Source organism: Pseudarthrobacter sp. CCNWLW207 (genome assembly GCF_037203945.1).
Classification (GTDB): domain Bacteria; phylum Actinomycetota; class Actinomycetes; order Actinomycetales; family Micrococcaceae; genus Arthrobacter.
On sequence record NZ_JBBCBS010000004.1, the window covers coordinates 1 to 25,940 of the forward strand.

A 25,940-nucleotide genomic window follows, 5' to 3' on the forward strand; every position below is an offset into this window, starting at 1 on the left:
TACCGCGACTCCAAGATCCTTGAAGTGGGGGAGGGCACCACGGAGGTCCAGCTGATGCTGATCGCCCGCGAACTCGGTTTATAGCCGAGGTGAAGACATCAATGGGTGAAAAGATTCTTGAGGCTGCAGATTTGCACTCCGACAGCGACCGCATAATTGAACAGCGTGGATTGTACTTCGAGGAGCTTAAAGAAGGCGTGGTCTATGCGCACCGGCCTGGGCGGACAGTTACGGAGGCCGACAACGTGCTGTTCACTACTATGACCATGAACACTCAAGCCCTTCATCTGGATTCGGCATGGAGCGCAGGACAGCCGTTTGGTCAGCGATTGGTGAATTCAATGTTTACGCTGGCCACTGTTGTAGGTCAGTCAGTTCCTCAGCTGACGCAAGGCACTATCGTCGCCCAGCTCGGTCTGACTGATGTTTCGTTTCCCCACCCGCTGTACCACGGAGATACGCCCTACACCGAGACGATTATCAGCCAAAAGCGGCTCTCTTCCTCCCGGCCCGGTCAAGGGATTGTGTCTATGCGGCATGTGGGACGTAACCAGGACGGGGTGATAGTTGCGGTGGCTGTGAGGAGCTGCCTGATGTGGGCTAGAGAAGCCCATGTCGCCCAGTGGGGTGTTTAGCTCCATGGCTATTGGGAGATTTGTGGACTGGGGCCGGCTGTGCTCTTCTGCCCCGCTGACCGCCCGGAGCGCTATCAAAAGCAGCGGAACGCGCCGACGCCGTAATTCTGGATCTTGATGACGCCGTTGCGCCAGAGGATAAGGAGTTCGCCCGACGCAATATCGTGGCTCAGATGGAAACAACTGGGTTCGCCTTGGATCCACTCTGGACCATTGTCCGAATTAATCCTGCCGGGACCGAAGAGTTCATTTTGGACCACCAGTGCCTGTTTCGGGCGCCGTTCCGTACCTTGATGCTGGCTAAGACTGAGCACGTTTCGCAGGTTCGGGCTGGAAGGATATGACGTCGTTGCCCTTTGCGAGACAGCTGCGGGCATCGTTAACGCATCCCGCATTGCGGCTGAGCCAAATGTCGTGGCTCTCATGTGGGGTGCGGAAGATCTCGTGGCGTCGATGGGTGGAGCATCAAGCAGGACTGATGAAGGTCGTTATCGCGCCGTCGCAATGCATGCACGCTCTGCGGTGCTCATCGCCGGTGGCACAACTGGCAAACATGTCATCGATTCGGTCTTTGTCGACATCGCAAACCTCAGCGGATTGGCCGGAGATGCAGCTGACGCGGTTGCCTTGGGGATTCGCGTCAAAGGCATGTATCCATCCAAGCCAAGTGCAGACCGTCCGCGCCGCCTACGCACCCACCATAGAGGACGCTGCAGCTGCGTCCGAGCTCCTAATGGCAGCAGCAAACGCAACTAATGGCGTTTTCAGCTTTCGGCAAGATGATTGACGGGCCAATCCTGAAGCATGCCTAAGCAGTGCTCCGCAGGGCGAACGTCAGTAGGTAGGCAAGGAACTCGTTGAGGGAAAGGGGGGGCAGCCGGTGACCTGATGGCCGCATAGTCGGTGCGCGATTGGCTCCCCTTGCCTCATAAGAAAGGGACACGTGGCTGGCTCCACCCCTCCAGCACATTTAGACAATCGGCGCGATGCCCATCCGGCCATCTTCTTGAGCCAGAGTGACCGGGTGCCGAAAAATGACCGCCCTCGACCTAGCGCGTAACTGAGCCGGTAAGTGAGGCTACAGGGCGCAGAAACAGTGGCTTGGTGAGGAACCAGGCGGCAACCATAACGAGGAGAGAAGCCGCGAAAATCCCGAATCCGACCCAGTTGTCTTCATTGCTTGACGCGTACATGTGGTTTAGGTTGCGCAATGCCCCGGTTGCCAGTACAAGGGTAACGTGAACGATCACGAACCCGACGAAATAGATCATTACTGGAAAGTGGAGGGCCCGAGCGAACTCGATGGGATACATCCTATTTAGCTTGCTGCTTTGTTTCGGCCATAGGGCGGACATCCGGAGTCCAGTGACAAATGCCAAGGGGGCCGCAATGAAGACAGTGACGAAGTACGACATTAACTGCAAAGCGTTGTACTTCACCCAGCCGTCTTCTGTTGGCCAGTCAAGAGCCAGGTACTGGACCCCTGCCGACAGGGCATTGGGGACGATATCCCAAGTTGTGGGGACGATTCGCTGCCAGTGCCCGGTTGAGAACAGCAAGAAGACGAAGATCATGCCGTTCAGAATCCAGAGCGCGTCGAGACTAAGGTGAAGCCACAGGTAAAGGCTGATCTTGGTGGGCGCCTTCTTGGTCCGAATAAGGCCTCTATTGTTTCGGGTCCAGTGCCCTTTCGGGCGGGTGTCGGTCCGTATTTGCCAGCCAGTCCTGATGATCAGCACCAAAAAAAAGACGTTGAGAAAATGCTGCCACCCGATCCACGCAGGAAAGCCTACGGCGGAACCTGTTGGAGCCTGCGAGTGCCCAGGGAACTCACGCAGGAACAGCGCCGTACCGGCCAGTCCTGTGAACCACTTCGCAGCAAGGACGACGGCAAGAAGCAGCAGCAGAATCGATGCTGCGACCATAGCCAGCCGTGCCCATCTTACCTTCGACGTTCGCTGCCTTTTCGCTTTGGTTGACATTGGCCTAGCTGCTCTCTTGTGAAAAGTTGAGGATCATGGTGGGCGTCAGCAGATGGACCCGCGGCCCATCGTGGCCGGATGGGTCTCATGCTGAGCGCGATTCGATGGCCTGAATTAGCTGCGGTACGACGGTGAAGACGTCCCCAACGATTCCGAAGTCGGCCACATCGAAAATGGGTGCACTCTCATCGGAGTTGATGGCCACGATTGTTTTGGCCATTTGCATGCCGGCTCGGTGTTGGATAGCGCCTGAGATTCCTAGAGCGACGTAAAGTTGCGGGGTTATTGTGACCCCGGTCTGCCCTACCTGGGAGCTCTGGTGAACGTAGCCTGCGTCTACTGCGGCGCGGGAAGCTCCGACCGCTGCGTTCAGCACGTCGGCGAGTTCTTCAACGAGGGCGAAGTTCTGCTTGGAACCCATCCCACGACCGCCGGATACGACCTTGTCAGCTGTGCGGAGATCGGGACGGGACGAAGTGACGACTGATGTGGATCCTTCGATTACTCCGGCTGTCCTCACGTCAACGGTCAACGGACGTACGGTCATTTCGGCGATGGCTGCAGGTGCCCTGGTTTCCACAGCACCGGGCCTCACAGTGACAACGGGCAACCCGCCCTTAGCGGTGGATTCCACAGCATAGGAGCCGCCAAAGACCGAATGAGTGGCCACCATCCGTTCCCCCTCCCAACGAACACCGACAGCGTCAGCAAGGAGCGCCCCATCCGCGCGCGCGGCCAGTCGTGCAGCTATTTCCCGTCCATCCACTGAGGTAGAGGCGAGCACGGCCGAAGGCCTGAATTCGTCGACGGCCTGCCAAAGAGCTTCAATCTGGGGTGTCAAGAGCAGAGTCGGTTCCAGCTCGCTCTCGCCGGCAAATATGTGTTGCGCTCCGAATGCTCCCAGCTGGGAGACGACGCCAGTCTCAAGGTGGGCCGTGGCGAGAACCGCAATCGGCGTGCCGAGTGTGGAAGCTAGCCCGAGCATTTCCCGGGCACTGGCGGCGATAGTCCCTGCCGGTGAAACTTCAACAAGTATCAATACGTTTGACATTTTCAATCCTCCTTAGAGCAGCCGGCTTGTGGCCAGGAACTCGGCAAGCTGAACTCCGGCAGTACCGTCGTCCACGATCTTCTTTCCAGCCTCACGCTTCGGATGGGCAACAGCGGTTAAGACGACCGACCGTCCTGCGGCTGAGCGAGCTGCGTAATCCAGGTCCAGGTCCTCCAAGGACAGCGTTGTGACAGGTTTTCGCTTCGCAGTCAATATGCCTTTGAAATTGGGAAAGCGTGCCTCAGGTGAACGCTCAGTAACCGTTACGATCGCCGGCAGCGTAGCGCGAACCTTGAGTGTGCCGGATTCCACTTCCCGCCTGCCAGCCACGGAAACGCCGCTGATCTCCACCGAACTAATGGAACCGAGAAGAGGAAGGGAAAGGTACTCAGCTACCATGGCTGGCACCGTCCCGGTTCGTCCGTCCGTCGATTCGTTTCCGGCCAGGACAAGATCAAATTCCGCCGCTTTCAAGGCGGCGGAAAGGACTTTCGCTGTCCAAACAGCGTCGGCGCCCGAAAGATCATCGTCCAGCACATGAACGGCGGAGTCGGCCCCCATGGACAAGGCCTTACGCAGGGCTTTGATAGCGCCTTTAGGCCCCATGGAGAAAGCGACCACCTCAGTTCCTTTGTGGGAATCCTTGTGAAGGAGAGCCACTTCCAACCCCCGTTCGTTGATTTCATCGACGACGCCCTCGGTCGAGATTCTGTCGAGAAGGCCGGTGGCAGGATCAAGATCTCTGTCATCCGACGTGTCTGGCACTTGTTTTATTAGAACGACGATCTTCATGAACAACTCCTTCGGGCCTGTCATGGCGGTGTTGGCAAAACAGTTTTGGGAACCTTCGAGGGGACGTGAGGCGGCATGTACGGTACGGCAGCCTAACGGCTGGACTTTGATCCTCCGAGGTGTCCGCAATGCTAGTAACTCGCATTTGAGTGGGCAACAGTCGGCAATGCAACCGGTCACGGTGTGCGAAATTCGGTGTTCTATGAAGTCCGATTTGGGCACCATGCTGAGCCGTGCCTGCGATTGTCGACCAGGACGGCGGCGATCGCCAGACCTGGAAAGGTCCCCACTCTGCAATAAAACCCCGAACGTACCCCAGCTGGTCGTTTCAGGTGCACATCATACTGCGGACAGTAATACTGGTCATTCGTCAAGCAAAACGACTGTTTCTGACTTGCCGTAGGCAAGTCTCCGAACTCGGTGCGTGGGGATCGTGGCGTTTTTTGCCTGGAATTTTGGCATCGTTAGATGTCAATCCTTCGACGAGTATCGTCAGCAACGGAGAGCCCTCGGCTCCCGGGCCAGGTGAAGGTTCTTGGGCGTGACGAAGACGAACGACGACTCCTCAAACTCGTCGATGAAGTAGCCGGGCTCGAAGGCCCTGGCCTCATAGTCGTCCGCACCGGACTCCCGGGAGAAATGGACGAGCGGCAGCGCCGCCTGTGCGGCGAGCGAATGTTCTACGATTTGCAACAAAACGGCGTGCAGAATGCGGTATTCGAATCCAAGACCGGCAGACCCGACTGTGCATCATCGGCCCAGTTGACGGTCATCCTCTTCCTGCGTTAGTCCCCCAAGCGTGGCCGCAGCTCCGGAACAGCGCTGATAACCACGAACAAAATCGACGACGTGCCGGAATTCATCGCAACACGTCATGCCTTGGGACGGATCTGGATCTATGACCCGACGGCATCTACCAGACCGCGGACCGTCCGGATATCATCTCACGCCGATGTTTTAGGCGGAGGAGACCGTCAAGGAGATAGTACTGGCCTCGATCATCATCACCGCGGCTAAGAAGAGAACCCGCGGCGGTGACGGCAAAGAAGACGTTCACTCTGGCCCGGCGGGCGAAACGTGCCTGGCGCGGGCATGGCTCACAGCTGACTCTAGAGTGATGCCCTCTCGTCGGTCCTCGAGCGTAGGGCCCAAGGGCGAGCTCGTCCTGATCAAAGAGATATTGGAGGACTCCGGTCATGAATCGCCTGCAGCTGATGTGTTCGGTTTCAGCGAGTGCCGAGACCGGGCCAGTGGCGCCCGCTGGTCGCCGTTACACCACTGGATGGAGGCTCCTTCACCTTGGAGGGGCACCTGTCGACTCATCTCATCTCAGTCTCGTGAGATTGAGCCTAGTCTTGTTTTAGTACAGCTGCCTGACGGTACAACAGGCTACAGGTCAACCTCCAGCGTCACTCCAAAGGGAACGCTGCTGGACAGGGAAGCCGTGTAGTGATCGGCCCGATGCCTTGTAACCAGAATTCCGTGCGTCTTTGTGGCCATCGCGAGTTGCTGAAGGTACCCGTGGACCGCTTCGAGCTGCTCTTCAAGGGCGATTCGGTTGGAGGCTGTTATTCCGATGCATTCGGTTGTGGAAGACATCGCGATCCTCTCATTCTGTTTCGGAAGCGGGACATGATCTGGTAACTCAGGGGGACAGGCCTTGCGAAGGCAATTAGGGAGACACGATTCGTGCGGCAGCGAGCTGGGAATTGACTTCCATGGTAAGTGGCCTGACCTGCGACTACTGAAATTTCCACCCAATTCCCAGCCCCAACGGGAAGGTTCACGGTTCGCAAACCTTCCGCCGAAGCCCTCACTCTCTCCACGAGGGTGCGCGTTAGCGCGCCGTGAGCTGCCCTACGGCGGAACGATCACTGGTTCTTCATGCATGTGCTCATATAGCCCAGCGCAACAGAGTTGCCCGCTCCCCTCGTGAAATGCATGAAATGCCAGTCGCGATGTCAGATCGGGCCTTCTAAAAATCTCTGCCGCCCTCAGAGATGTCTCGGGGTCTGCACTTCTGCTTCTTTGCCAGGCTTGATCCGGCCCTCCAGGTACCAGACGTAGGCGGGGAGGGTGAGGAAGGAGGGGAAGTCCTTGCTGAGGGTGACTTCCTCGAAGATGTCGCGGGAGTCTTCGAAGCGGTCGCCGTCGAAGCGTTCCAACTTGTCGAATTCGTCATCCAGAAGGTCTTCTACCCACTCGCGGGTCACAATCTCTCCGTCATCGGTGATGGCGGACGCGAACATCCATTGCCAGATCTGGGACCGGGAGATTTCCGCGGTGGCGGCGTCCTCCATCAGGTCGTGGATGGCGACGGCGCCGTTCCCCCGCAGCCAGGACTCGATATAGCGGATCCCTACCTCGATGTTGTTCCGGATGCCCTGCTCGGTGATGGTGCCCTCAGTGGCGGCCACGTTGATCAGGGCGCGGTCATCGGGGATCACGTCCTCGCGGAGCTTCCCGAGCTGGTTGGGACGCTCGCCAAGGATGCTGTCGAACACTTCGCGGCACACCGGCACCAGGTCCGGGTGGGCCACCCATGAGCCGTCGAAGCCGTCGTTGGCCTCGCGCGTCTTGTCGGCCCGGACCTTTTCGAAGGCGTTGGTGTTGGCTGCTTCGTCCTTGCGGTTGGGCACGGCTGCCGCCATCCCGCCGATGGCCATGGCGCCGCGCTTGTGGCAGGCACGGACCAGCTGTTCGGTGTAGGCGCGCATAAAGGGCTGGGTCATGGTCACCTGGGCGCGGTCCGGGAGGACGAACCGGGGGCCGCGGGTGCGGAAGTTCTTGATCAGGGAGAAGATGTAGTCCCAGCGGCCGGCGTTCAGGCCTGATGCGTGGTCGCGCAGTTCGTAGAGGATTTCTTCCATTTCGAAGGCTGCGGTGATGGTTTCGATCAGCACGGTGGCGCGGATGGTGCCCTGCGGGATGCCGAGGAGGTCCTGGGCGAGGATGAAGATGTCGTTCCAGAGCCGGGCTTCGAGGTGGTTTTCGATCTTGGGCAGGTAGAAGTACGGGCCTTTGCCCTGGGCCAGGAGGCGGCGGGCGTTGTGGAAGAAGAACAGGCCGAAGTCAACGATCCCGCCGGCCACCGGGGTGCCGCCGATGAGCATGTGCTTCTCCGGCAGGTGCCAGCCGCGGGGACGGACCACGATGGTGGGCAGTTCCCCGGCGGGGCGCAGCTTGTACTCCTTGCCTTCGGGGCTCGTGTAGTCGATGCGTCGTTCCAGCGCATCGGTGAGGTTCAGCTGGCCCTTGATCACGTTCCGCCACGTGGGGGTGGAGGAGTCCTCCATATCAGCGAGCCACACATTCGCGCCGGAGTTCAGCGCGTTGATGGTCATCTTCTTGTCCACCGGCCCGGTGATCTCCACCCGGCGGTCCTCCAGGCCCGGGGCCGGCGGAGCAACGCGCCACGACGGGTCGTCACGGATCTGGGCGGATTCAGGCAGGAACCTGGGGTCCTGGCCGCTGCGAATCGCGGCTCGCCGGGTCTGCCGGGTTTTCAGGAGCTCCTGCCGACGTTCCTCAGTCATCCAGTGCAAAGTCGAGATGAATTCCAGCGCCTCCGGAGTGAGGATTTCGTTCTGCCGTCGAACGGCGTGAGCCGTCAGGGTTATCCCGTTGATCGTGAAGTTGTCAGTAAAGCTGTTCATTGATGTTCTCCTGGTGCAAGGTTCAACTGAAAGAGCAGCAGAGGGCGTGTAATCCCACGTGCTGCTTTCCAGCTGGGAAGATTCTTAGTGGAATTCTCCTAGGCGCGCATGATTGGCAACTTAGAACTCACGCTCTTCGTCCAGGTCAGAAACGAAGCATGGTCATTGACCAATTCCTTCATGGAATTCACGGTGAGTCCCTCTAAAGCAAGGTTCCGGGCACTGCGACCAGTTGCACGGAAGTCACGCCCAAGAGTGGCACTGGCCAAGGCTACGAACGCATCGCATATCGGTACCGGCACGTCCGCGATTTCGGCCAGAGCCAGCAGAGGCACTGCACCTGACAGTGTGTCTTCCCATAGGAAGCGGTGATTAAGGCTGTCCGGTGCGCGAATTCCGGAATACATCGCACATCCACGGATTGACTCGTACAGACTTCCCTGAGGAGCGCCGACCACTTGTGTGAGGTATTCGGATAGTGATGTAGGTTCGTAGCCGAACGCTCGAGCTACGGCTATACGTTCATCATCCAGTTGGCCAACGACCGATGCGATGCCTGGAGTCACCCCTTCGGCGTAGTAAAGGAAATCTGAACCTGGGTGTTCAATCCTGCCCGCGTTGAGAAGCATTGGAACAATGTGCAGTGCTGGCCCCACATTGCTCAGCCCGGATATCAGCACGTCCTCGACCGCCACGAACGGGAACTCGGGAAGAAGACCTGCCATGAAGTCTGCCTGTCCGCTTGGAAGACTTGCGATTTCTACGCGATCCTTCATTGCGCGGATGTGAACGCTAGCCGGGCCGATCACGTTGCTACCAAAGACGGTGGTCGATGTTTCGCCTAGCATCAGGTCATCTTTGTAGCCGGCTGCCACGAGACTGTGCCACATGCCGATGGATCCGAGCGTTCCGGGGGACATCAGGATGAGAATCTGTGAGCTCAGGAGATGCGGTGCCAACTGCAAAGCGATATCTGGATAGGCGTCGGCTGTGGTGTTGACCAAAATAACGTCTGCGCCGGAGATCGCATCTGCCATTTCTGTCGTGACGTACCGGACGGGCGCGAATCCTTCAATTGTTCCCTGGACGCTGATGCCGCCGCGTTCAATGATGGGCTTTAGCCACTGGTTCACTTCGCCGTCATCGTCACGGTTCCAGAGGTTCACGTGGTATCCACTTAGCCCAAGGAAGCCCGCGATCGCTTGTCCGCTGCTGCCAGCACCTATGACGGCGACAGTGGCCACCTTTGTTCTAGCCATTTATATTTCCCTTCTCTGGTGAACCGTGAGCACGACGAGGAACCATAGAGACCTCGGCGTGTTCGGTGGAAGACGAGGGCCTGCCGACAAGACCCTGCCCTTGCTGGTGCATCAAGACTTGGCGCAAGGATGCTTGTGAGTGCAGGAGTGAACTCAACAGAGACTCCCCTGCGGTGCTGCACCACTCATGTAATCCGGAACCCTCAGTAAGCTCTCGCAGTCGTCGGATTAGCGTGATGCTCAGTAGGCGTCGAGGTTCTTCTCTTTAAGAAATTTGGTTACTTCGTCGGCCACTTGAACGTTGTTGAGATCGGACATGGGGAAGTGAGTGTTCCCGTGGAGCCCTCGGTCCGGCAGACGCACCACAGTGGCGTCACCGCCGTGGCGGTTGGGGGAGTCTCGGCGGATGATTTCGGGATGTTGTCGCCGAAATAGATGACGATTGGAATCTTAGAGAGTGCGGTGAACTGGTCGAGCGTAACCGCTACGCCGGGTACCGTTGCGATCGGGCCTATAACAGGCGGCGGCACTTCGCCTTCAGGAAACACAAATCCGCTTGATGGTTCGAAGGAAACGATGCCCTTTTCCCGTGGATTCTGGATTGCCGTCAACCAGCCCGACCCCCGCTCTGCGAATGGGTGAACAGAACCCCGTCCCCGATCCGGTCGAACAAGGCGGACATGGACTTAGCCACAACCTCGGGGTCGTACGGTCCGGTGTTGGGTGTCATCTGTCGAAAATACTGATCGAGAGCTGATGGTTCGTTCGAGAATTGAACGCCAGGGTATAAATCCGGCCAGTTACCGAGCCGAAAAACGTTGAATAGATATTGTTCATCGGGAGTGGGGGTGATTGTCGTGCCGACTGTGCTTCGGCCGGCATCGCCTCGAGGTGGTTGATCGACAAGATACGTACTGTAGTGACGGCGCAGGAATAGGCTCTGAAAGCCTTCGCGTCCGTCGGGGGTTGACTCTCATGTTTTCGAGGATTGTCCGGCGCCGTGCACCAACACAAGGGGTAGCCGAGGTGCGTCCTTCGGTACTTGGTAGAAGGTGTAGGCATGATCACCGTGATACGTCTGACCTTCCGGCTTCAGCGGCTGCAGGGGATCGAACTGGCCGGGGGCAGTCGTGGTGGTTCCGCCCACCGTGAAGCTACCTTGCTCCGCGATGGTCAGAGGCCCTGCGGTGTCGGGCTCCGAGCCAGATCCGCAAGCGGACATCGTGGCCGCCGTAACCAGCATTACGGCTAAGGAGCGAGTTCGTAAACGACTAAGTTTCAAAATAGCAGCCCTCTTCATTTCGTCGCGTTCTGCCTAGCACATTTGGCTCCCCATAGAGCCCGTTCGCTGCCCATCTGGCGACGGGTGGCGTTCCCTGTCAGAGGACCTTTGAGAGGAAGGACTGTGTTCGTTCGTGCTGGGGCGCCCCGATGACTTGTGATGGACTTCCCGATTCAACGATTAGTCCTTGGTCCATGAAGATGACGTTGTCGGCGACTTCACGGGCAAATCCCATCTCGTGGGTCACGACAATCATGCTCATCCCGTCCTGGGCAAGTCTCTTGATAACGGCTAGGACTTCACCGACGAGTTCGGGATCCAAGGCTGACGTGGGTTCGTCGAAGAGGAGTATTTCAGGGTCCATTGCCATGGCCCTGGCGATGGCAATGCGCTGTTGCTGGCCTCCGGACAACTGGGATGGGTAGTGCCTTCCGTGCTCCGACAGCCCGACAACCTCCAGGAGTTCCTCGGCCCGGAGAAGCGCGGCCTTCTTAGGGGTTCCCTTGACCCTCGTCGGGCCTTCGATGATGTTCTCGATCGCGGTCATGTGCGGGAAAAGGTTGAATTGCTGGAAGACCATGCCCGTCTTCCTCCGTCTTAGGGCGATGTCCTTCTCGCGCATTTCGTAAAGTTTGCCGTTCCGACTGTCATAACCAACTGTCTGGCCACATACCTCGATGCGGCCTCCATCCAGGGTTTCGAGGTGATTGATGCAGCGAAGGAACGTGCTCTTGCCGGATCCGGAGGGGCCGATGATGCAGGCTACTTCTCCAGAGTGCAATGTCAGATCGATGCCTTTGAGGACCTCGTTTTGACCGAAAGTCTTGGTTACGCCTTCAGCGACGAGGATGTTCGTGGTCATAGTCTTACCTGTTCGCATAGTGGCGCTCGACTCGGCCTTGGATGAGGGTCAGTACGGTTGTAATCGCCAAGTACCAGACACAGACGACCATCAGCAGGGGAATGGTTTCATACGTTCTTGCGTAAATCAGTTGTGCGGAATGGAGCAGGTCCGTCATGGCGATGACACTCACCAAGGAGGTACCTTTCAGCATTGAGATGAGCTCATTACCAACCGGGGGGATAATGCTGGGCATGGCCTGGGGAAGGACTATCCGTCGGTAAATCAGTCCAGGTGTCATGCCAATCGCTTTGGCGGCTTCCCGTTGGCCTTTTCCTACGGAAAGGAAGCCACCGCGGATGACCTCTGCTGTATAGGCGGCCTGGTTAAGACCCAATCCCAAGATTGCCGCCGTCAACGGCGTGATGAAGTCGTTGCTGGGGACACTGAGCAGCTGTGGTCCGAAGGGGATTCCCAGCGACAGGTGGGAGTACAGTGCCCCAAAGTTGTACCAAAAAATGAGTTGGACCAGCACCGGGGTGCCCCTGAAGAACCAGATGTAAGCGGAACTGATGGCTTGGAGCAGCCAAGTCGGGGACAACCGCATGACCGCCAGCGTGATTCCCAACGCCAGACCGATCATCATCGCGATGACGGTCAGATACAGAGTGTTGACAAGACCTTCGAGGATCTGAGGATCGAATAAGTACTGGCCGACGGTTTCCCAGCCGAAGTTTTCATTGGTGACAACGCTGTATCCGCCAAGAAGGAGCGTGATCGCGATGACGATAGTGATGGCGTTGCGCACCGGGTGCTTCAGCCTAACAACGGTCGCATTCGTTTTTCCGGGTCCGTCTTTGGATGCTTCAGATGAAGTGTGCACCGGGCGTAGTGGGTAAGTTTTCATGAGGTTCTCTTTTGCTGCAGTTACCAGGTTATTTCCGGATTGAGTTTGGCGTCAGTGACTCCGTTGTCCTTCAGGCCCCACTTTTCGAGGATCCGCTGGTAGGTGCCATTTTCCATGAGATGTTGGAAAGCGGCTTCAATCGCTGGCCCAATGGAGGATCCCTTATTCAAGGCGATGCCTGTTGGGTTGGGCTGCAGGTGGTGACCAACGACTTGCGCCTCTGGTGATTTCGACACGAGGTAGCCGACGTTGGTAGCACCGGCCCAGTAGATTTCCGTTCGCTTACTCTGCATGGCCAGCCAGGCGTCGTTGGCACTTTGGAAGACGCTGAGATCGACCGCTGGCTTGCCCTTTTCCCCACAGGTTTTGGACTGCGTCGCTCCAAATTCCTGCTGTCGTGAGCCTTGGATAATCGCCACCTTCTTGCCGCACAAATCATCGATGGTCAGGTCGTGAAGACCGGCGGCCTTAAGAGCTGCGAAGGCCTGGTTAGTGCGGATCAGCGTTACGAAGTCGACAATTTCCGCTCTCTCGCGGGTGATGCCGATTTGTCCGACAGCCACGTTGAAGCGCGCCGACTTGAGCCCAGGGATGAGCGAGGCAAAGTCAGTGATCTGCCAGTCGACTTTCAGCCCCAATACGCCAGCGATCTCCTCCAATAGCTGCACTTCGTAACCATCCAGAGCACCGGATTCTGTCTTGAATCCTTCGGGAGGGCTGGACGCTGGGGTTCCCACCGTCAGCACTCCCGAGCTGGCTACTTCTTTGGGGAGCAGATTGGCCGCGGTTTGCACGACGGCATTGCCGTTGCCGGTCTCTTGATTCTTCGGGGTTTCGCCGCTTGAACCGCAAGCTGCTAGAGAACCCATCAAGAAAACAGCTGTGACTGCTGCGAGGATTTGTTTCATTCGAACTCCTTAAGTACTTACCAGCGGGCGCTTGCGGGCCATTTGGCCTATGAGGCGGTGTTGGTGCCATATGTCGCCAGTTCAGCAATGACTTCGCCTATGGTCGGCGTATTTGAATGCGTGGCCTAAGAGTCCAGCCATTGGACTGCATAACTTGTCGTTGCCGTTCGGGCCAATGATCGGGGGGGGGCGGTGGGGCCGATGGCCTTCCACGTACGACTCTCGGCGGACAGCGATGTCAGTGAGGCCGTTTTGAAACTCCAGCGGAATGCTTCCCGCGTTGCATCAGTTCACTAGTCTCCGCGAGTGGTGAGCCTCCACAGTGCAAAAATCCACGCCGGATTACTGCGATGTTGAGCTTCGGAGACATGACTCTCCGATTAGTCGTTCTGGGCTTATACGGATAGACCGCTCCCGCCCTATGCGTTTCATTTGGACCTCCAGCAAACGCTTGTTAGATGTGGTGTAGCTCATACTGTAGTGCTTACTCTAAAAATCGTCAATACTGTAGTGAAAACTTGAAGAACACTTTTTTGGGCGTCCGAGATGCACTTGTTTGCCCCCGCTACCATTTTCCGTAGCCTGTTCCTGTGCCGGGATAGGTGCGCTGCCCTGCCGGTCCCGGGCATGATTGGCGCCCTACTCCTCGATGATCCGGGGTGTGGTGTTACCGGGGTCCGAAAAGTGCTGGAGAGACCGCCGAAGCGGTTATGGCTGCGGAAGAGCGAGCGGGCGATATAGCGCTTGAGGCCGCGGTGAATCTCTCTATCGATATGCCTCGGCGAGCCGGCCGTCTGCCCTTGGTTTCGGGGTGGTTCGAGATATGGACGCGGGAGATGGCCTCGAGCGCGCTGACGAACTGGCGGTCGCCGCCGCAGTTTAGCCATGGCGGACCACGCTCCCGATTGACGCCCGCAGGGGCGCAGCAGCCGCAAGAGCCGCGGACACGGCATCGGATTCTGCCCCTGCGCGAGTAGGTGACAAGCACGCAGACGGCGGTGACAGGGCCGACGCCCGGGCCTCTCAGCCTGGACGCGAGTTCGCCGACATGCTTGCCCAAGGCGGCGTGGTTGGACTCCGTCTGGCCGTGAGCTCGAGGACCGGGTTGGCCAGTCTCCGGGCTCCTCGCGGATCGTCTGCGGGGCTGTGTCCTCGCCGCGACGGGCCCGCCATGCAAGCCATGCTGCGCACGTAGGCATCGGGCAGGGGTTTCCGGGCGTCGATGCCGAGCCCGAAGCTGCGCAGCAGGCGCGGTGGCATGTTCCGCTCCGCGGTTCGGTGAGTGTCAATCGCTCGGCGGGCAACCGGGAGTACCTTCGGAGCCGAGCGGGTCCGTCCTGCCCGGCAGGCAAGCCAGCGGAAAGCACCCTCAAATGGGCCAAATTGCAGTAGCGCCACGCGTAGCGGTGCCGGACCCCAGTCTGTTAGCCAGTCCCAGACCAGCCCCCATTACAAATGTGGCAGGACACTTCGGGTCGTTTGCACTGTTTTCTCAAGCAATAGAGGTTGACCGGAATCTCAGGACTCTATCAAGTTAGTCAACGTTGATGTCGACGGGAAAGAATGGCGGGGAGAGCATTTCCGGACTGCCGGTGAATCTGGAGGACAACTCGGTGAAGAGTTCACCGCGCTTCGCGGACGCATCCCTATGCTTCGAAGCCAGTTGCACGGTGACTGCGTAGCTGAACGTCAGGGGGGCCAACCCTTCACTTGCAAGACTGGAAATGGTGGAGGGGGTCTTAATTACGACTTGGACTCGGTCCTTGAGGGAGGGCCCCAAGGCCTCTGTCACCAAGACTACAGACGCGCCAACCTTATTTGCATGGTCCACCAGCACTTCGACTTCAGCTGTCCGATGGTAAGGGGCAAACAGGACTACGCAGTCCCCGTCCCTTAAGAGCAGCAGATCATCGGCGAGTCGATAGCCGGTCTGTGTTATTGAATGCGCGTCATAACCTACCCGGACCAGATTAAGCGCGAGGAATCCGGCAATCATCCCGCCAGGCCCAAGACCATAGGCATATATCCGCCTGGCCGACGCCATGATCTCGACGCTTCGTTCGAACGCTTCAACGTCAAACTCTTCGCGGAAAGCGTCCAAAACGCCGACGGATTCAGACAGCATGCCCAGCACCGGTTGCTCATTCATGAGCATCCGGTCAATTCTGTGATCAATAGTTGCCGACACGTTCCTGCGCCGAAGGACGCTTTCAAGGAACTCTTTCTTCATCTCCTTGAGCCCGGAATACCCCAGCCCTTTTACCGTTCTGACGACCGTGGCATCACTAGTCCCGGTCGCTTCCGCAATACGCAACGCAGATGCGCCAATCACCTCATCCGGGTGCCGCAAAAGGTACTCGCCAATTTTGCGTTCGCTCGGCGTCAGTCTGGAGCCGGCGCCCATGTAGCGCTCTGAAAAGGTAAGAGTTGATCTTTCCACTACGAGTTCGCCGGCTTTCTGTGGGGTTGACTACCTACGGTTCATCCTAGGCTAGATTCGCCAAGCTTCGCAGGACCGAGCAGTCGACCTGGTAGACGTCGATCCAATCCCCACTGGCAACGGGCAGACTCCGCAATTTTTCGTCTGCCCCTACCCTTACCGCGTCAAGTGCTGTAGTTTTTGCTACATGAATGAAAACTTTTCCTACATTGTTGTCGGGGGCGGGCTCTATGGTTGCGCAACCGCTTTCGAGCTCGCTTCGCGTGGCCACTCGGTGGCACTCTTCGAAGCAGACACGCTCGCATCCGGTGCCTCCGGAGGCCCAGGACAACGGGGCGTTCGGGCAAATCACCGAGACTACCGCGAGCTTCCTCTTATACGGCTCGCGGCTGCCATGTGGCCGGGGTTGTCCGAAAAATTAGGCGAGCCCACCTACTACGAACGCGTGGGTTCTCTCATGCTGTACGAACGTGAGGCAGTGGGAATTCGCGGGGGACTCGTTACTGCGCGCGCCCAGCAGCGTGTGATGAGGGATTACGGTGTGGCGGCAGAGCTTCTGGAAAGTGCTGAGCTACGTGAGCTTCTTCCAGAAGTTAGTGCGGACGTTCAGGCCGCCATGTTCTGCCCGACCGACGGCGTAGCAGATCACGGGGCAACGACACGAGCCTATGCAAATGCGGCCGCTCGATTGGGAGCCCAGGTCGTCGAACACAGTCCAGTCGCTCGTATTCAGGAAGCCCCCAACCATTCCATTGATGTCACGCTGTCTTCCGGTGAGCGATATGTTGCTGAGCGCGGGGTGGTTCTCGCCACAAACTCCGGAACTAGCGCAATCTTTGAATCGCTCGGCCTGTCCGACCCCCCGCTGTGGAGTGTTTACCCCCAGGCCATAATCCTCAAGGTCCCGCGTTCGCAGTTCCCTCTGACTCAGTTGGTGAATCATAATCACAGGGTTCTCTCGGTAAAGCGCATCGACGATGACCACGTGATGGTTACGGGGGGATGGTTGGGCAGCTCCGCCGGGACACAACTCGAGGACCAGATCCAAGGCAGCCTGCGCGAAGCAGAAGCGGTTTTCCCGCTACTCGCGGGCGCGGAAGTAGTAGCGGTTCATACCGATAGGGCGGAAACGGTCACCATCGACCAACTCCCTATCATTGACCGCATTCCTGGTCTGGGGCAGACCTATCTGGCCACCGGGTGGAGCGGACACGGCTTTGCCATCGCTCCGGCAGTCGCAAGCCTGCTTGCCGAGTGGATAGATACGGGCCATAAGCCTCAGGTACTTGAACCGTTTCAGCTTGACCGGTGGGATGGTGACGTCGGCGCACTGACGGACGATCCCTCACTTAGCTCGTCTCACTAAAATGGTTGGAACGGGCTTGAGTACGAAGTGGCCCGCTGACCGCATGTCGTCCGATGTGATCACCAGTCGCTGATACGTGAAGAAGGAATCCCCCAAGGCCAGGACTCGGACCACCTGATCCCCAGGATTGGTCGTCTCACACCCATGGCATTGCGTCCGGGCTCTGCTTTAGGACGGGATGACCTTTGCAGCAGACGTTGAAACGAAGACGAGCTATTCCACAGCAGTGTCGGTCATGCGCAATGACACCATGAAGGCCCACCAGGTTTGCGGACTCACCGGAAGCGCATGGCTGCTGCCGTCCGAAGAAGCCGCTCATGAGCGAGTAAAAGGGCCAAGCGTCATCGAACCAACCTTCCGGCTGGTTCGATTCATGGCTCACTGACGCCGTTCCGGAGGGCACCCTAGCCGCATGGCATCTACGAAAAATGACCTCTAAGAGAAAGGATCTTGACCTCAACCGGAGATGCTCCTTGATTTCCGGTGGTGGGGAAGTACGGCGTCCAAGCATCCAACACACCGAATCTACGAAGGACTATCTTGTGGGAACCATCCCTACGCACGAAGACACTGAATCTCACGAACCGAAGCTAAGGAACGTGCTATCTGAGCTCCCTTCGTACATCGCCGGACGCAGAGCTTCGGGCCCTTCGACCGCGGCCTTGGCCTCTAACGAAAGCCATGAGACTCCGATTCCCTCCGTCCTGGCATCCGTCGTGGCCGGCGCAGAGGCTCTCAACCGCTACCCCGACATGGGTGCTGTTGAGCTTCGAAACAGGATCGCGGTTACTCTAGGGACCGCGGCTGAACAGATTACTGTCGGTCCAGGCAGCGTAGGGGTACTCCAACAAATTCTCGCGGCCACTTGTGAGCCCAATAACGAAGTCATCTTTGCCTGGCGTTCCTTTGAGGCCTATCCAATCCTCGTCACGCTCGCTGGGGCCGTACCGGTGCACGTTCCGCTCGGTCCGGACGAAGGACACGATCTGGCCGCTATGAGAGACGCCTTTACAGAGCGAACGCGTGTCGTAATTGTGTGCTCGCCCAATAACCCGACAGGTGCAACGGTCGACAACGAATCGCTTTCTACTTTCATGGCCTCGGTCCCTCCACATATTTTGGTCGTCATAGACGAGGCCTATGTGGAATATGTCGACGAGGTCGATCGAGTTGACGGGATTACGCTCTTCCGGAGTTACCCCAACGTTTGCCTTCTGCGGACATTCTCAAAGGCGCACGGTCTGGCTGCCCTTCGAGTGGGCTACGCCGTGGCCCACCCGAACCTTGCCAATGCCCTCCGCAAGGTAGCTCTTCCTTTTCGGCGTGAGCGCACTGGCCCAACGGGCGGCCATCGCTTCGCTCGACGCCGCCTTAGCAGTCCTCGACCGAGCTGCCTTGGTGATCACGAGCGACTCCGAGTTGCTGGAGCTCTGCGCCGGGCCGGATGGCATATTCCAGATAACCAAGCAAACTTTATTTGGATCCGAGCGACAGCGGACCTTATGACGGCATTAAAGGCCGCATTCGACGAGGCAGACATCCTCGTGCGCGCTTACGAGGGCGACGGCGTGCGCATCACGTTGGCTGATCCCGTGACCAACGACAAGGTTCTTGCCGTGCTAATCAGGTTCCCGCCGTTCCAACGGCAACGTCTACCTAATGGCAGCATCCCTTGCCGCCGAAAAGCAACTGTAGCTGGTGCCAGGACCCGGCGTTACCTGAACCTACGGCAGGTGGGCCTGATTGCCCCAGATCTAACGAGCGGTGCACCTGAGTTCTTAGTTCGATTAATTAGGAAAAAGTATGGATATATTTGACTCAACCGACAAAAGTATTTTTGCCGCACTGGACGAGGATCCAAGAAAACCGATCCTTTTTCTTGCCCGGGACCTCGGCCTTGCGCGGGGGACGGTGCAGAGCCGACTGGAACGAAAACTCGATGGGGATTGTCTGCAACCCCATACCACTCGCATATTTCCTGAAGCATTGGGTTTTCCTCTGCTCGCGTTGGTAACAGCAGAAGTCGAACAGTCTTCCCTTCAGGAGGCTGTCAGGGCGCTCTCCGAAATCCCGGAAGTGCTGGAAGTGCAAGGCATGGCAGGGGAAGCGGACCTACTTTTGCGGGTCGTTGCACGAGATACCGATGATCTCTTTCGGGTGGGTCGGGCAATCACGGATAGCCCCGGCATCCGCCGGACAATGACTTCATTGTTGCTGAAAAGCCTAATTCCCTACCGCGTATTCCAGCTGCTTCAGTAACCGACATTCGGTGGTACCAGTGAGCAAATTCCGCAGCTAGGCAAGGTGCTGGTCCTGCGGGATGACGGGGCGGGCCTTTGGCGGCGTAGTGGCCGATATCGGCCCATATTCGGACCGGTCTTCTTGGCGAAGACCGAATGTCCGGACGGCTTTCCTGGTGGCTGGTGGTCGGCCCGGTTGTGAGCCAGGTGTCCATGTCCTGCGGCGCTCGGGTGGCGGCGGTGCGGTTGTGGCTTACCAGAACCGGCCGAGGAATTTGATGGTTTCGGTGATTTCCTGCGCGGTGGAGTGCACCGGCAGCGGCAACTGCCCCGACCGCGGGCAATGCTCCGGGGCGGCCACCGTACAGGATGGAAGACCACGTTAAGCCGCCCTTACGTTGACATCCTCCACAACTTCCGCTTCGCCCGCCGCAGCCACGAAGGTGAGTTGTACCGCCGCGGCATCTGGCCCCGCTGCGCGGTCAGAGAGACGACCTCACGGCCTGGCTACAACGTCGTGTTCTCCTTACCGACGGCGGCCGTTAGCCAGGACTGGAGAATTCGAGTTATCAAAGGCAGGACCCAAACAGTCATCACCGGGGTGAGTATTGTTGTCGTCAGGAACACCTTGGTTATCGTCCCAAATTCGCTCCAGTCAGGGAAGATCGCTTCAATTAGCAGTCCGAAGATCAGGCTGACAGGAAAAAAGGCCAGCCAGACACTCACCGTTTGCTTCCAACGAGGCGGCCTGGGCGCTTGAGACGCTAGGCCATCACGGACTTGCTGTGTTTTTTGGGCGGAGTCAAACCATCCCTCGACCTCGGTAAGTTTTTCGACTCGACGCTCCTCAACTAAGTCTTCGCCTTGAGCCAGGCAACGCCTGCGGGCGCTTGACGTTTCCCATGCGACTAAAGATGCATGGTTAACAAAGCGGTAGATCATGTGCCACTCATCACTTCGTGAGGATGACATGATCCATCCGGATCCGAGAAATCCTGCCCAGCGCCTGACAATGTTCACCCCCACCTGGATCCAATCTGTCACTTTGTCTGCACGCGACATATCAATCCGTCTCGTGACAGATACTGTCACTGACGAAGATCGACTGTAATGCAAATTATTCTGAAGTCATTGTCCACAATCCAAAAATGGAGGGCAGTGCCTTTGGCGAGGAATGCCGGCATGGAAACAGTCAAAGACTGTTCTGGTCCTTACTAACCCATAACGGTTAGTCCTGAGCATACGTCCATTGGCACAGCCAAAGATTGACGTCGATGCATACATAAAAACCGTCATACAGATTGTGAACAGACTGGCTGTAGAAGCTCCGGGTCGCTTGCGCGGCATGACATGTCGCTAGAAGCTTGACCGATTGGAATTGGGTGTCACAATAAGGGGCAGAATGGCTATCGTACGACGCAGCAAAATTGGGGACATCTTGATGAACCGAGCAACGGCAGACTCAACTTGCACCGACGAGGTTGCGTTGTGAACTACCGATTACCTCAGCTTGCTGGCCTTCACGATATCGAGAACTGGGCCGGCGAGGTCCTGTCGCGAAGTACCCTTCCTAATTTGGTAAGGCGCTTGATAGCCGCGACCGTGACTGAAGTGACGGAATTGACGATGTCAGGAGATGAGCACGTTGGCCTTCCTGGCTATGACGGAATCGTCAGTTCGCCTATCCAGGCGCCATTTGTCCCTCAAGGTCGGAGTGTCTGGGAATTCGGAACGGACGCGGACATCCTCAGGAAGGCCAACAAAGACTACAAGAAGCGCACGGAAGACTCACTTGGGATCGACCGCAGCGCCACCACGTTCGTCTTCGTAACACCTCGACGATGGCCCGGCGCCCAAAAATGGGCTGAGGAAAAGTCGGCACTGGGTAACTGGAAAGCTGTGGCGGTTCGTACCTCGGCCGATCTCTATGCAGCACTCGAGACTACGCCGCGAACTCATATTTGGTTTTCCGAACAGCTTGGCATCCGTTCGAATGGTGTTAGCACCTTGGAACATTGGTGGAATCAATTTACGTCCGGGACCCAGGGACTACTGACCCCTGAGTTGCTCGTAGCTGGCCGTGCCGACCAAGCTGCTCAGCTACTAAGGCGATTCGTTGACGAAGATAGTGCGCATATATGGATTAAGGCACCGTCGACCGACGATGTACTGGCATTTGTTGCAGCCGTGATTAAAATGGCTGAGCCAGATATCCGACAAGAGCTCCTTGACCGAGCCCTTGTTGTCTTTGAACCGGGAGCGCTCATGGACTTGAGCCGAACAACCGGGGTACTAATACTGGTCCCCTTCGAAGAGTCACTAATCCGCCATGCAGACCTGGTCAGTGGCCACCATGTGGTGATGCACACTACTGACCCGGCAGCGGCCTCGGTAGCGCTACCTGCAATCCCGATTAACGCTTCTGAGTTGCTGCTCAAGGAGGCCGGTGTAGAAACTGCTCGTCTCTCGAAGCTCTGCCTGGCTCTGAGCAAAAGTGTGCCGCTGTATAAACAGCTTGTCACAGGGAGTGTCAGCGTCGTTACAGCAGGGAGTGCGGAGGGCGCTGCTAGTTCTATTGTTGCCCGACGAGCATGGCTTCTAGGGTCATGGAATCTGGAGCACTCCGGAGACAGCGTCATACTCGAAAAGATGACAGGTCAGAAAGTTGTCGTCATCGAGGAAGAACTTATGAAATGGGCCGACGTGGCTGCTCCGGTCTTCACGAGAGTTCGCGGGGCGTGGAAAGTCTTGGACCCAAAGGATAGTTTTCCAAGCTTCGCTTCACGGATTACGCTCGATGACCTGCGAGCATGGGAGGTGGCAATCCAAGAGATCTTGGGTGCTGTTGATCCCAAACTTGATCTGCCTCCAAGCGAACGATGGCGGGCGAACCTAGACGGCAAGGTCCGTGGTCATTCGACAGACCTACGAAAAGGAATCGCACGAACTGCGGCGCTAATGAGCGCTTTTGGGAGCAGCGCTGAGCAGCAAAACGGAGGTCAGTCTCTAAGGGGGTGGGCGCAACTCGCCTCGCGAGCAACTTTTGTTCGGGCCAATCAGGACGCGACAGGAAAGCTCTGGGAGTCGTTAGTAGACGTGATTGGACTATTGGCCGAGGCTGCGCCAGACATCTTCATGGAAGAGTTGGACACTGCCATCAAACCCGGGGGCGTCCTCGACGGAAACATATTTGCCGACACCAGCAACGACTTCATGTCACCTACAAGTCCTCATGTTTACTTGCTCTGGTCCCTGGAAGGGCTGGCGTGGTCGCCGAACTACTTCGGGGCGGCTGCAGCGCTATTAATGCGAATGTCCGAGATGGATCCGGGCGGTAAGCTATCCAATCGTCCCGTCGGTTCTCTGACAAATATGTTCCTTCCATGGCACCCTCAAACAGGTGCCTCGCTCAAGTCGCGAAACGCCGTCCTCTCCAAGTTTTCAAAGACTCACCCCGTGCAGGCGTGGGACCTGCTACTGAACCTCCTCCCAGAGGCGCACGCAAGTATGATTGATGGAGGTGGCCCGGAATTTCATGACTGGAAAGAGCTACACGCAGACGCCAAAGTCACGATGGCTAATTACTTTGAGGCTGTGTCTTGCGTCGTCCGGCTTTGCCTAGATCTTGCAAGGACAGATCCATCCCGGCTCGTAGATCTGGTCGATAAACTTGACGATCTGACTCCAGACCTGCGGAATGAAGTAGTCAGTGTATATGAGGAGGCTACGGCACTCGATCTTGCGCCGGAAACTTCGGAGTCAGTCTGGAAGTCGCTAACTTCTCTGATCCGCCGGCACCGGCAATTCAAAGATGCCCAATGGGCGCTCGACGAGACGGTGCTTCAGCAACTGGCTGCCCTTGCGAAAAAATACGAGCCTGCTGATCAGGCTGAACGGGTCGAATGGCTTTTTGACTACACGCCCGATCTTGGGGACATAGACCTCAGAGACGACTACGACAAGTACAACGCTGAAGTAAACAGGCGGCAGGTCGAAGCCGCCGAGAGTGTCTACCGGCAAGCTGGTGTCCCTGGTTTGATCGAGTTAGCAAGGAAAGCCAAGACTCCATGGACGGTAGGCTATGCGTCTGCGTCCTCTTCGGATATCGATCTTGATTTGGATGAGCTTGCGCTACTGCTGGTTGCTGAAGAACGAGCGCTGATGGAGTTTGCGCGATCAGCCATACGGAAGCGTGTCGAAGGCGACGCAGATAGTCTCCTCACCCTCTCTTCAAGGCATCAACAACAACCGCTCGTGCAGGCCAGAATCCTTCAGATAGCCGAGGATCTACCTAGAGTGTGGCAAGCCGCACTCGATGCCGGCAATGAGGTGGACGGGTTGTACTGGTCTGAATTTGAGATTTTCGGCCGTGGTGAATTCGCATTGGTCAACGAGGCAGCAGCGCAGCTGGGTAGTCACGGACGACTCGCGGTAGCGCTGGATCTCATGGCCATCGACTCGCACAATGCGAAAGTGGGCCTAGACTCACGGCTGATAGTGACCCTCCTCAACCAACTAACGCAGGCTAAAGAACCTGATTTGCAGGGCTTATCTCAATATGACATAGCAGCGCTACTGGACTACGTTCGGGCTGCTGACGACATATCCACAGAAGAACTTGGCCTACTCGAGTGGCGACTCTTGCCAGCACTCGACGACACGGCCAATATCGCAGCGCTTCAATCACTACTGGCATCATCACCCGAGTTTTTTGTACAAATAATCACACACTTGTATCGCAGAAAAGACGGCGAAGACGATGCAGAAAAATCGGAAGCGACAACCCACAACGCATGGGAGCTACTGCATCGATGGAAGGTTGTCCCCGGATCGAAGACAGCGTCAGGAAAGATTGACGAGCACGCACTACTCGAGTGGGTTGCCTCTGTTCGCAAGCTGCTGACTGATGTCGACCGGCTGGACGTCGGAGAAGCTCACATCGGACAGGTTTTTGCGCACGCCAAAGCTGATGACGGGACATGGCCACCTCTTCCCGTTCGAAACTTTCTCGACAGCAGTAGTACAGACGCCATCAATCGAAACTTTGTCGTCGGGATTCGCAATAAGCGCGGGGTGACGTCACGCGGCATGACAGAAGGCGGCGACCAAGAACGCGTCCTAGCTGCGAAGTATGACGATTTCGCAACACAGATTGCCGATGAATGGCCTAAGACAGCCCGACTCCTCCGCCGCGTAGCCGAAGGATACCGACATGAAGCAAAACAGAATGATGAAGAAGCGCAGCGTGTTCAGGAAGGCTTCGACCTGTAGTCATCCTGATGGCAACTTTCGAACGAGATGCTCATATGTACTCCGCATCGCAATCCCCTTCATAACCAAGGTCTGACGAACCGTCGTGGGCGAGACGCCATACTTCTTCCCAAGCGCAGCCAAAGATGTACCGGCCTGGTAGCGAGTAGTGGCATCCAAAACCTGAGCTTCGCCCAACCCACGTGAGCGCTTCTCGATGCCATGGAATGCGAGGTGATCCGCGACGGTCACCCGGTGGATGCCGTACTTTTTAGCCAGCTCGCCGACCTTCATGCCCTGACCGTAGTCGTCCGCCGGCTGGGCGGAATACTCGTCGCTGATTTGCTTAGCGCGCCGGGGGATAGGGGATGCTACATGCGCCACTTCTGGCCTGGACTTGATCTTACGCATCAGGGAACGAAGTCTGACGGACCCGCTACTTTGTTTCGAATAGGCATGTAGGACCCCCACCATATTGGTCTTGTTCGAAACATCGGCAAACACTTGCTGCGGAATGGGCCAGTAGCAAAACCTAAAGGAGAGTTACCAAATCTGGTAGCTCTCCTTTTTTGGTTTTTGGTTATCTGCGGATCATCGGTCCAGTGGGCCATGCACGGAATCGGGAGTGGGGCTTCAGCGGTTCGTTCCGGCAAGGGTCTGACCCGACTTCTCAGATGACTCTGCGTCCACCTTCCAGGCTGACAACGCAGTCGGCCGCAGCGATTGACTCTTCATCGTGGCTGACGCAGGCCACAGCCGCTCCGCGATTGGCTTCTCCTGCAAGTATGGACCGTGTCCGCTCGCGGCTCTCGAGGTCGAGTCCGGCGGCAGGCTCATCGAGCAGGAAGATGCGCGCCTGACGGGCGATTCCCTGGGCCAGCAACGCGCGTTGGCGCTGGCCGCCGGAAAGGGCGTTGAATGGCGAAGATGCGAGGTTTGTGAGCTGGACCCGTTCTAGGGCGTCGGCAACTCGTATTTTCCGTTCCTCTTTTGTGATTTTGGAGGCACGGCTTGGTGATGCACCCCACGTACCCATCATCACCACGTCACGAACCGTGAGCGGGAGTGCATCAGGAGTTGTGACCCGCTGGACCATCAGCGCCACCTCGTCGGCGCGATGAAGAGTGCCCCGGAGAGGCTTGCGGACGCCTGCAAGGATCTCGATAAGCGTGGATTTGCCGGCACCATTAGGCCCGGTGATCGCCGTTACCGTTCCCCATCGCAGATCGATGTCAACGTCCGCCAAGGCTGGAGATTCTCCGAAAGTGAAATAAAGGTGTCGGGCGCGAAGGGCGTAGTCGGAAGGGGTCACACTTCGATCCTAACTCAAA

Annotated in this window: 21 protein-coding genes and 1 pseudogene; 8 read left to right on the forward strand and 14 right to left on the reverse strand. The window is 57.4% G+C overall.

The genetic code is table 11. The features are described from left to right. From V9L17_RS07950 to V9L17_RS07960, 3 genes and pseudogenes are all read left to right on the forward strand, one after another. Nucleotides 1-84: acyl-CoA dehydrogenase family protein (locus V9L17_RS07950; protein ID WP_337351257.1), on the forward strand; the 84-nt coding region annotated here is incomplete at its 5' end. A gap of 17 nt (nt 85-101) precedes the next feature. Next, nucleotides 102-635 (forward strand): MaoC family dehydratase, encoded by a 534-nt coding sequence (locus V9L17_RS07955; protein WP_337351041.1) that lies wholly within the window; start codon nt 102-104, stop codon nt 633-635. A gap of 18 nt (nt 636-653) precedes the next feature. Continuing rightward, nucleotides 654-1,447, forward strand: a pseudogene (locus V9L17_RS07960) (HpcH/HpaI aldolase/citrate lyase family protein). A 237-nt stretch (nt 1,448-1,684) separates the two neighbouring features. Here the strand turns inward: V9L17_RS07960 and V9L17_RS07965 are convergent. From V9L17_RS07965 to V9L17_RS08015, 11 genes are all read right to left on the reverse strand, one after another. After that, nucleotides 1,685-2,617, reverse strand: a complete 933-nt coding sequence (locus V9L17_RS07965; RefSeq protein ID WP_337351042.1) for a cytochrome b/b6 domain-containing protein — start codon at nt 2,615-2,617, stop codon at nt 1,685-1,687. Nucleotides 2,618-2,702: 85 nt separating this feature from the next. Next, complete coding sequence (locus tag V9L17_RS07970; RefSeq protein ID WP_337351043.1) at nt 2,703-3,668, reverse strand: electron transfer flavoprotein subunit alpha/FixB family protein; 966 nt, start codon at nt 3,666-3,668, stop codon at nt 2,703-2,705. 12 nt (nt 3,669-3,680) lie between these two features. Next, nucleotides 3,681-4,460, reverse strand: coding sequence for an electron transfer flavoprotein subunit beta/FixA family protein (locus V9L17_RS07975; RefSeq protein ID WP_337351044.1), 780 nt, complete (start codon nt 4,458-4,460; stop codon nt 3,681-3,683). Between the two features lie 492 nt (nt 4,461-4,952). Further along, nucleotides 4,953-5,156: a hypothetical protein gene (locus tag V9L17_RS07980; RefSeq protein ID WP_337351045.1), complete on the reverse strand. Its 204-nt coding sequence runs from the start codon at nt 5,154-5,156 to the stop codon at nt 4,953-4,955. A gap of 693 nt (nt 5,157-5,849) precedes the next feature. Then, nucleotides 5,850-6,059 carry a hypothetical protein gene (locus V9L17_RS07985; RefSeq protein ID WP_337351046.1) on the reverse strand — a complete coding sequence of 70 codons (210 nt, stop codon included), beginning with the start codon at nt 6,057-6,059 and terminating at the stop codon, nt 5,850-5,852. A gap of 395 nt (nt 6,060-6,454) precedes the next feature. Further along, entirely contained in the window at nt 6,455-8,116 is a 1,662-nt protein-coding gene (gene aceB / locus V9L17_RS07990) for a malate synthase A (RefSeq protein ID WP_337351047.1), read from the reverse strand. A gap of 98 nt (nt 8,117-8,214) precedes the next feature. Further along, a complete protein-coding gene (locus V9L17_RS07995) occupies nt 8,215-9,375 on the reverse strand; it encodes an NAD/NADP octopine/nopaline dehydrogenase family protein (protein WP_337351048.1) in 1,161 nt (386 codons plus the stop codon). A 1,379-nt stretch (nt 9,376-10,754) separates the two neighbouring features. Then, nucleotides 10,755-11,519: an amino acid ABC transporter ATP-binding protein gene (locus V9L17_RS08000; protein ID WP_337351049.1), complete on the reverse strand. Its 765-nt coding sequence runs from the start codon at nt 11,517-11,519 to the stop codon at nt 10,755-10,757. Between the two features lie 4 nt (nt 11,520-11,523). Further along, nucleotides 11,524-12,405, reverse strand: coding sequence for an amino acid ABC transporter permease (locus V9L17_RS08005; protein ID WP_337351050.1), 882 nt, complete (start codon nt 12,403-12,405; stop codon nt 11,524-11,526). 20 nt (nt 12,406-12,425) lie between these two features. Then, the gene (locus V9L17_RS08010; RefSeq protein WP_337351051.1) at nt 12,426-13,313 is read right to left on the reverse strand and encodes an ABC transporter substrate-binding protein; all 888 of its coding nucleotides are present in this window, start codon (nt 13,311-13,313) and stop codon (nt 12,426-12,428) included. Between the two features lie 1,534 nt (nt 13,314-14,847). Next, a complete protein-coding gene (locus tag V9L17_RS08015; protein WP_337351052.1) occupies nt 14,848-15,753 on the reverse strand; it encodes a MurR/RpiR family transcriptional regulator in 906 nt (301 codons plus the stop codon). A gap of 187 nt (nt 15,754-15,940) precedes the next feature. On the opposite strand from V9L17_RS08015, the gene V9L17_RS08020 reads away from it, so the two are divergent. From V9L17_RS08020 to V9L17_RS08035, 4 genes are all read left to right on the forward strand, one after another. Next, nucleotides 15,941-17,119 carry an NAD(P)/FAD-dependent oxidoreductase gene (locus V9L17_RS08020; protein WP_337351053.1) on the forward strand — a complete coding sequence of 393 codons (1,179 nt, stop codon included), beginning with the start codon at nt 15,941-15,943 and terminating at the stop codon, nt 17,117-17,119. 178 nt (nt 17,120-17,297) lie between these two features. Next, nucleotides 17,298-17,504, forward strand: a complete 207-nt coding sequence (locus V9L17_RS08025) for a hypothetical protein (RefSeq protein WP_337351054.1) — start codon at nt 17,298-17,300, stop codon at nt 17,502-17,504. 43 nt (nt 17,505-17,547) lie between these two features. Next, complete coding sequence (locus V9L17_RS21290) at nt 17,548-18,936, forward strand: histidinol-phosphate transaminase (protein WP_443198020.1); 1,389 nt, start codon at nt 17,548-17,550, stop codon at nt 18,934-18,936. After that, the gene (locus tag V9L17_RS08035; protein ID WP_332603694.1) at nt 18,923-19,378 is read left to right on the forward strand and encodes an Lrp/AsnC family transcriptional regulator; all 456 of its coding nucleotides are present in this window, start codon (nt 18,923-18,925) and stop codon (nt 19,376-19,378) included. The genes V9L17_RS21290 and V9L17_RS08035 overlap by 14 nt, the downstream gene beginning before the upstream one ends. 488 nt (nt 19,379-19,866) lie before the next feature. Here V9L17_RS08035 and V9L17_RS08040 read toward each other — a convergent pair whose 3' ends face one another. Continuing rightward, the gene (locus V9L17_RS08040) at nt 19,867-20,451 is read right to left on the reverse strand and encodes an antibiotic biosynthesis monooxygenase (protein ID WP_337351056.1); all 585 of its coding nucleotides are present in this window, start codon (nt 20,449-20,451) and stop codon (nt 19,867-19,869) included. A gap of 510 nt (nt 20,452-20,961) precedes the next feature. Between V9L17_RS08040 and V9L17_RS08045 the strand changes: the two genes are divergently transcribed. Further along, complete coding sequence (locus tag V9L17_RS08045; protein ID WP_337351057.1) at nt 20,962-24,630, forward strand: hypothetical protein; 3,669 nt, start codon at nt 20,962-20,964, stop codon at nt 24,628-24,630. Here the strand turns inward: V9L17_RS08045 and V9L17_RS08050 are convergent, their stop codons facing one another. Continuing rightward, nucleotides 24,631-25,020 (reverse strand): hypothetical protein, encoded by a 390-nt coding sequence (locus tag V9L17_RS08050; RefSeq protein WP_337351058.1) that lies wholly within the window; start codon nt 25,018-25,020, stop codon nt 24,631-24,633. A gap of 259 nt (nt 25,021-25,279) precedes the next feature. Beyond that, nucleotides 25,280-25,921: an ATP-binding cassette domain-containing protein gene (locus V9L17_RS08055; RefSeq protein ID WP_337351059.1), complete on the reverse strand. Its 642-nt coding sequence runs from the start codon at nt 25,919-25,921 to the stop codon at nt 25,280-25,282. Nucleotides 25,922-25,940: the final 19 nt, after the last annotated feature.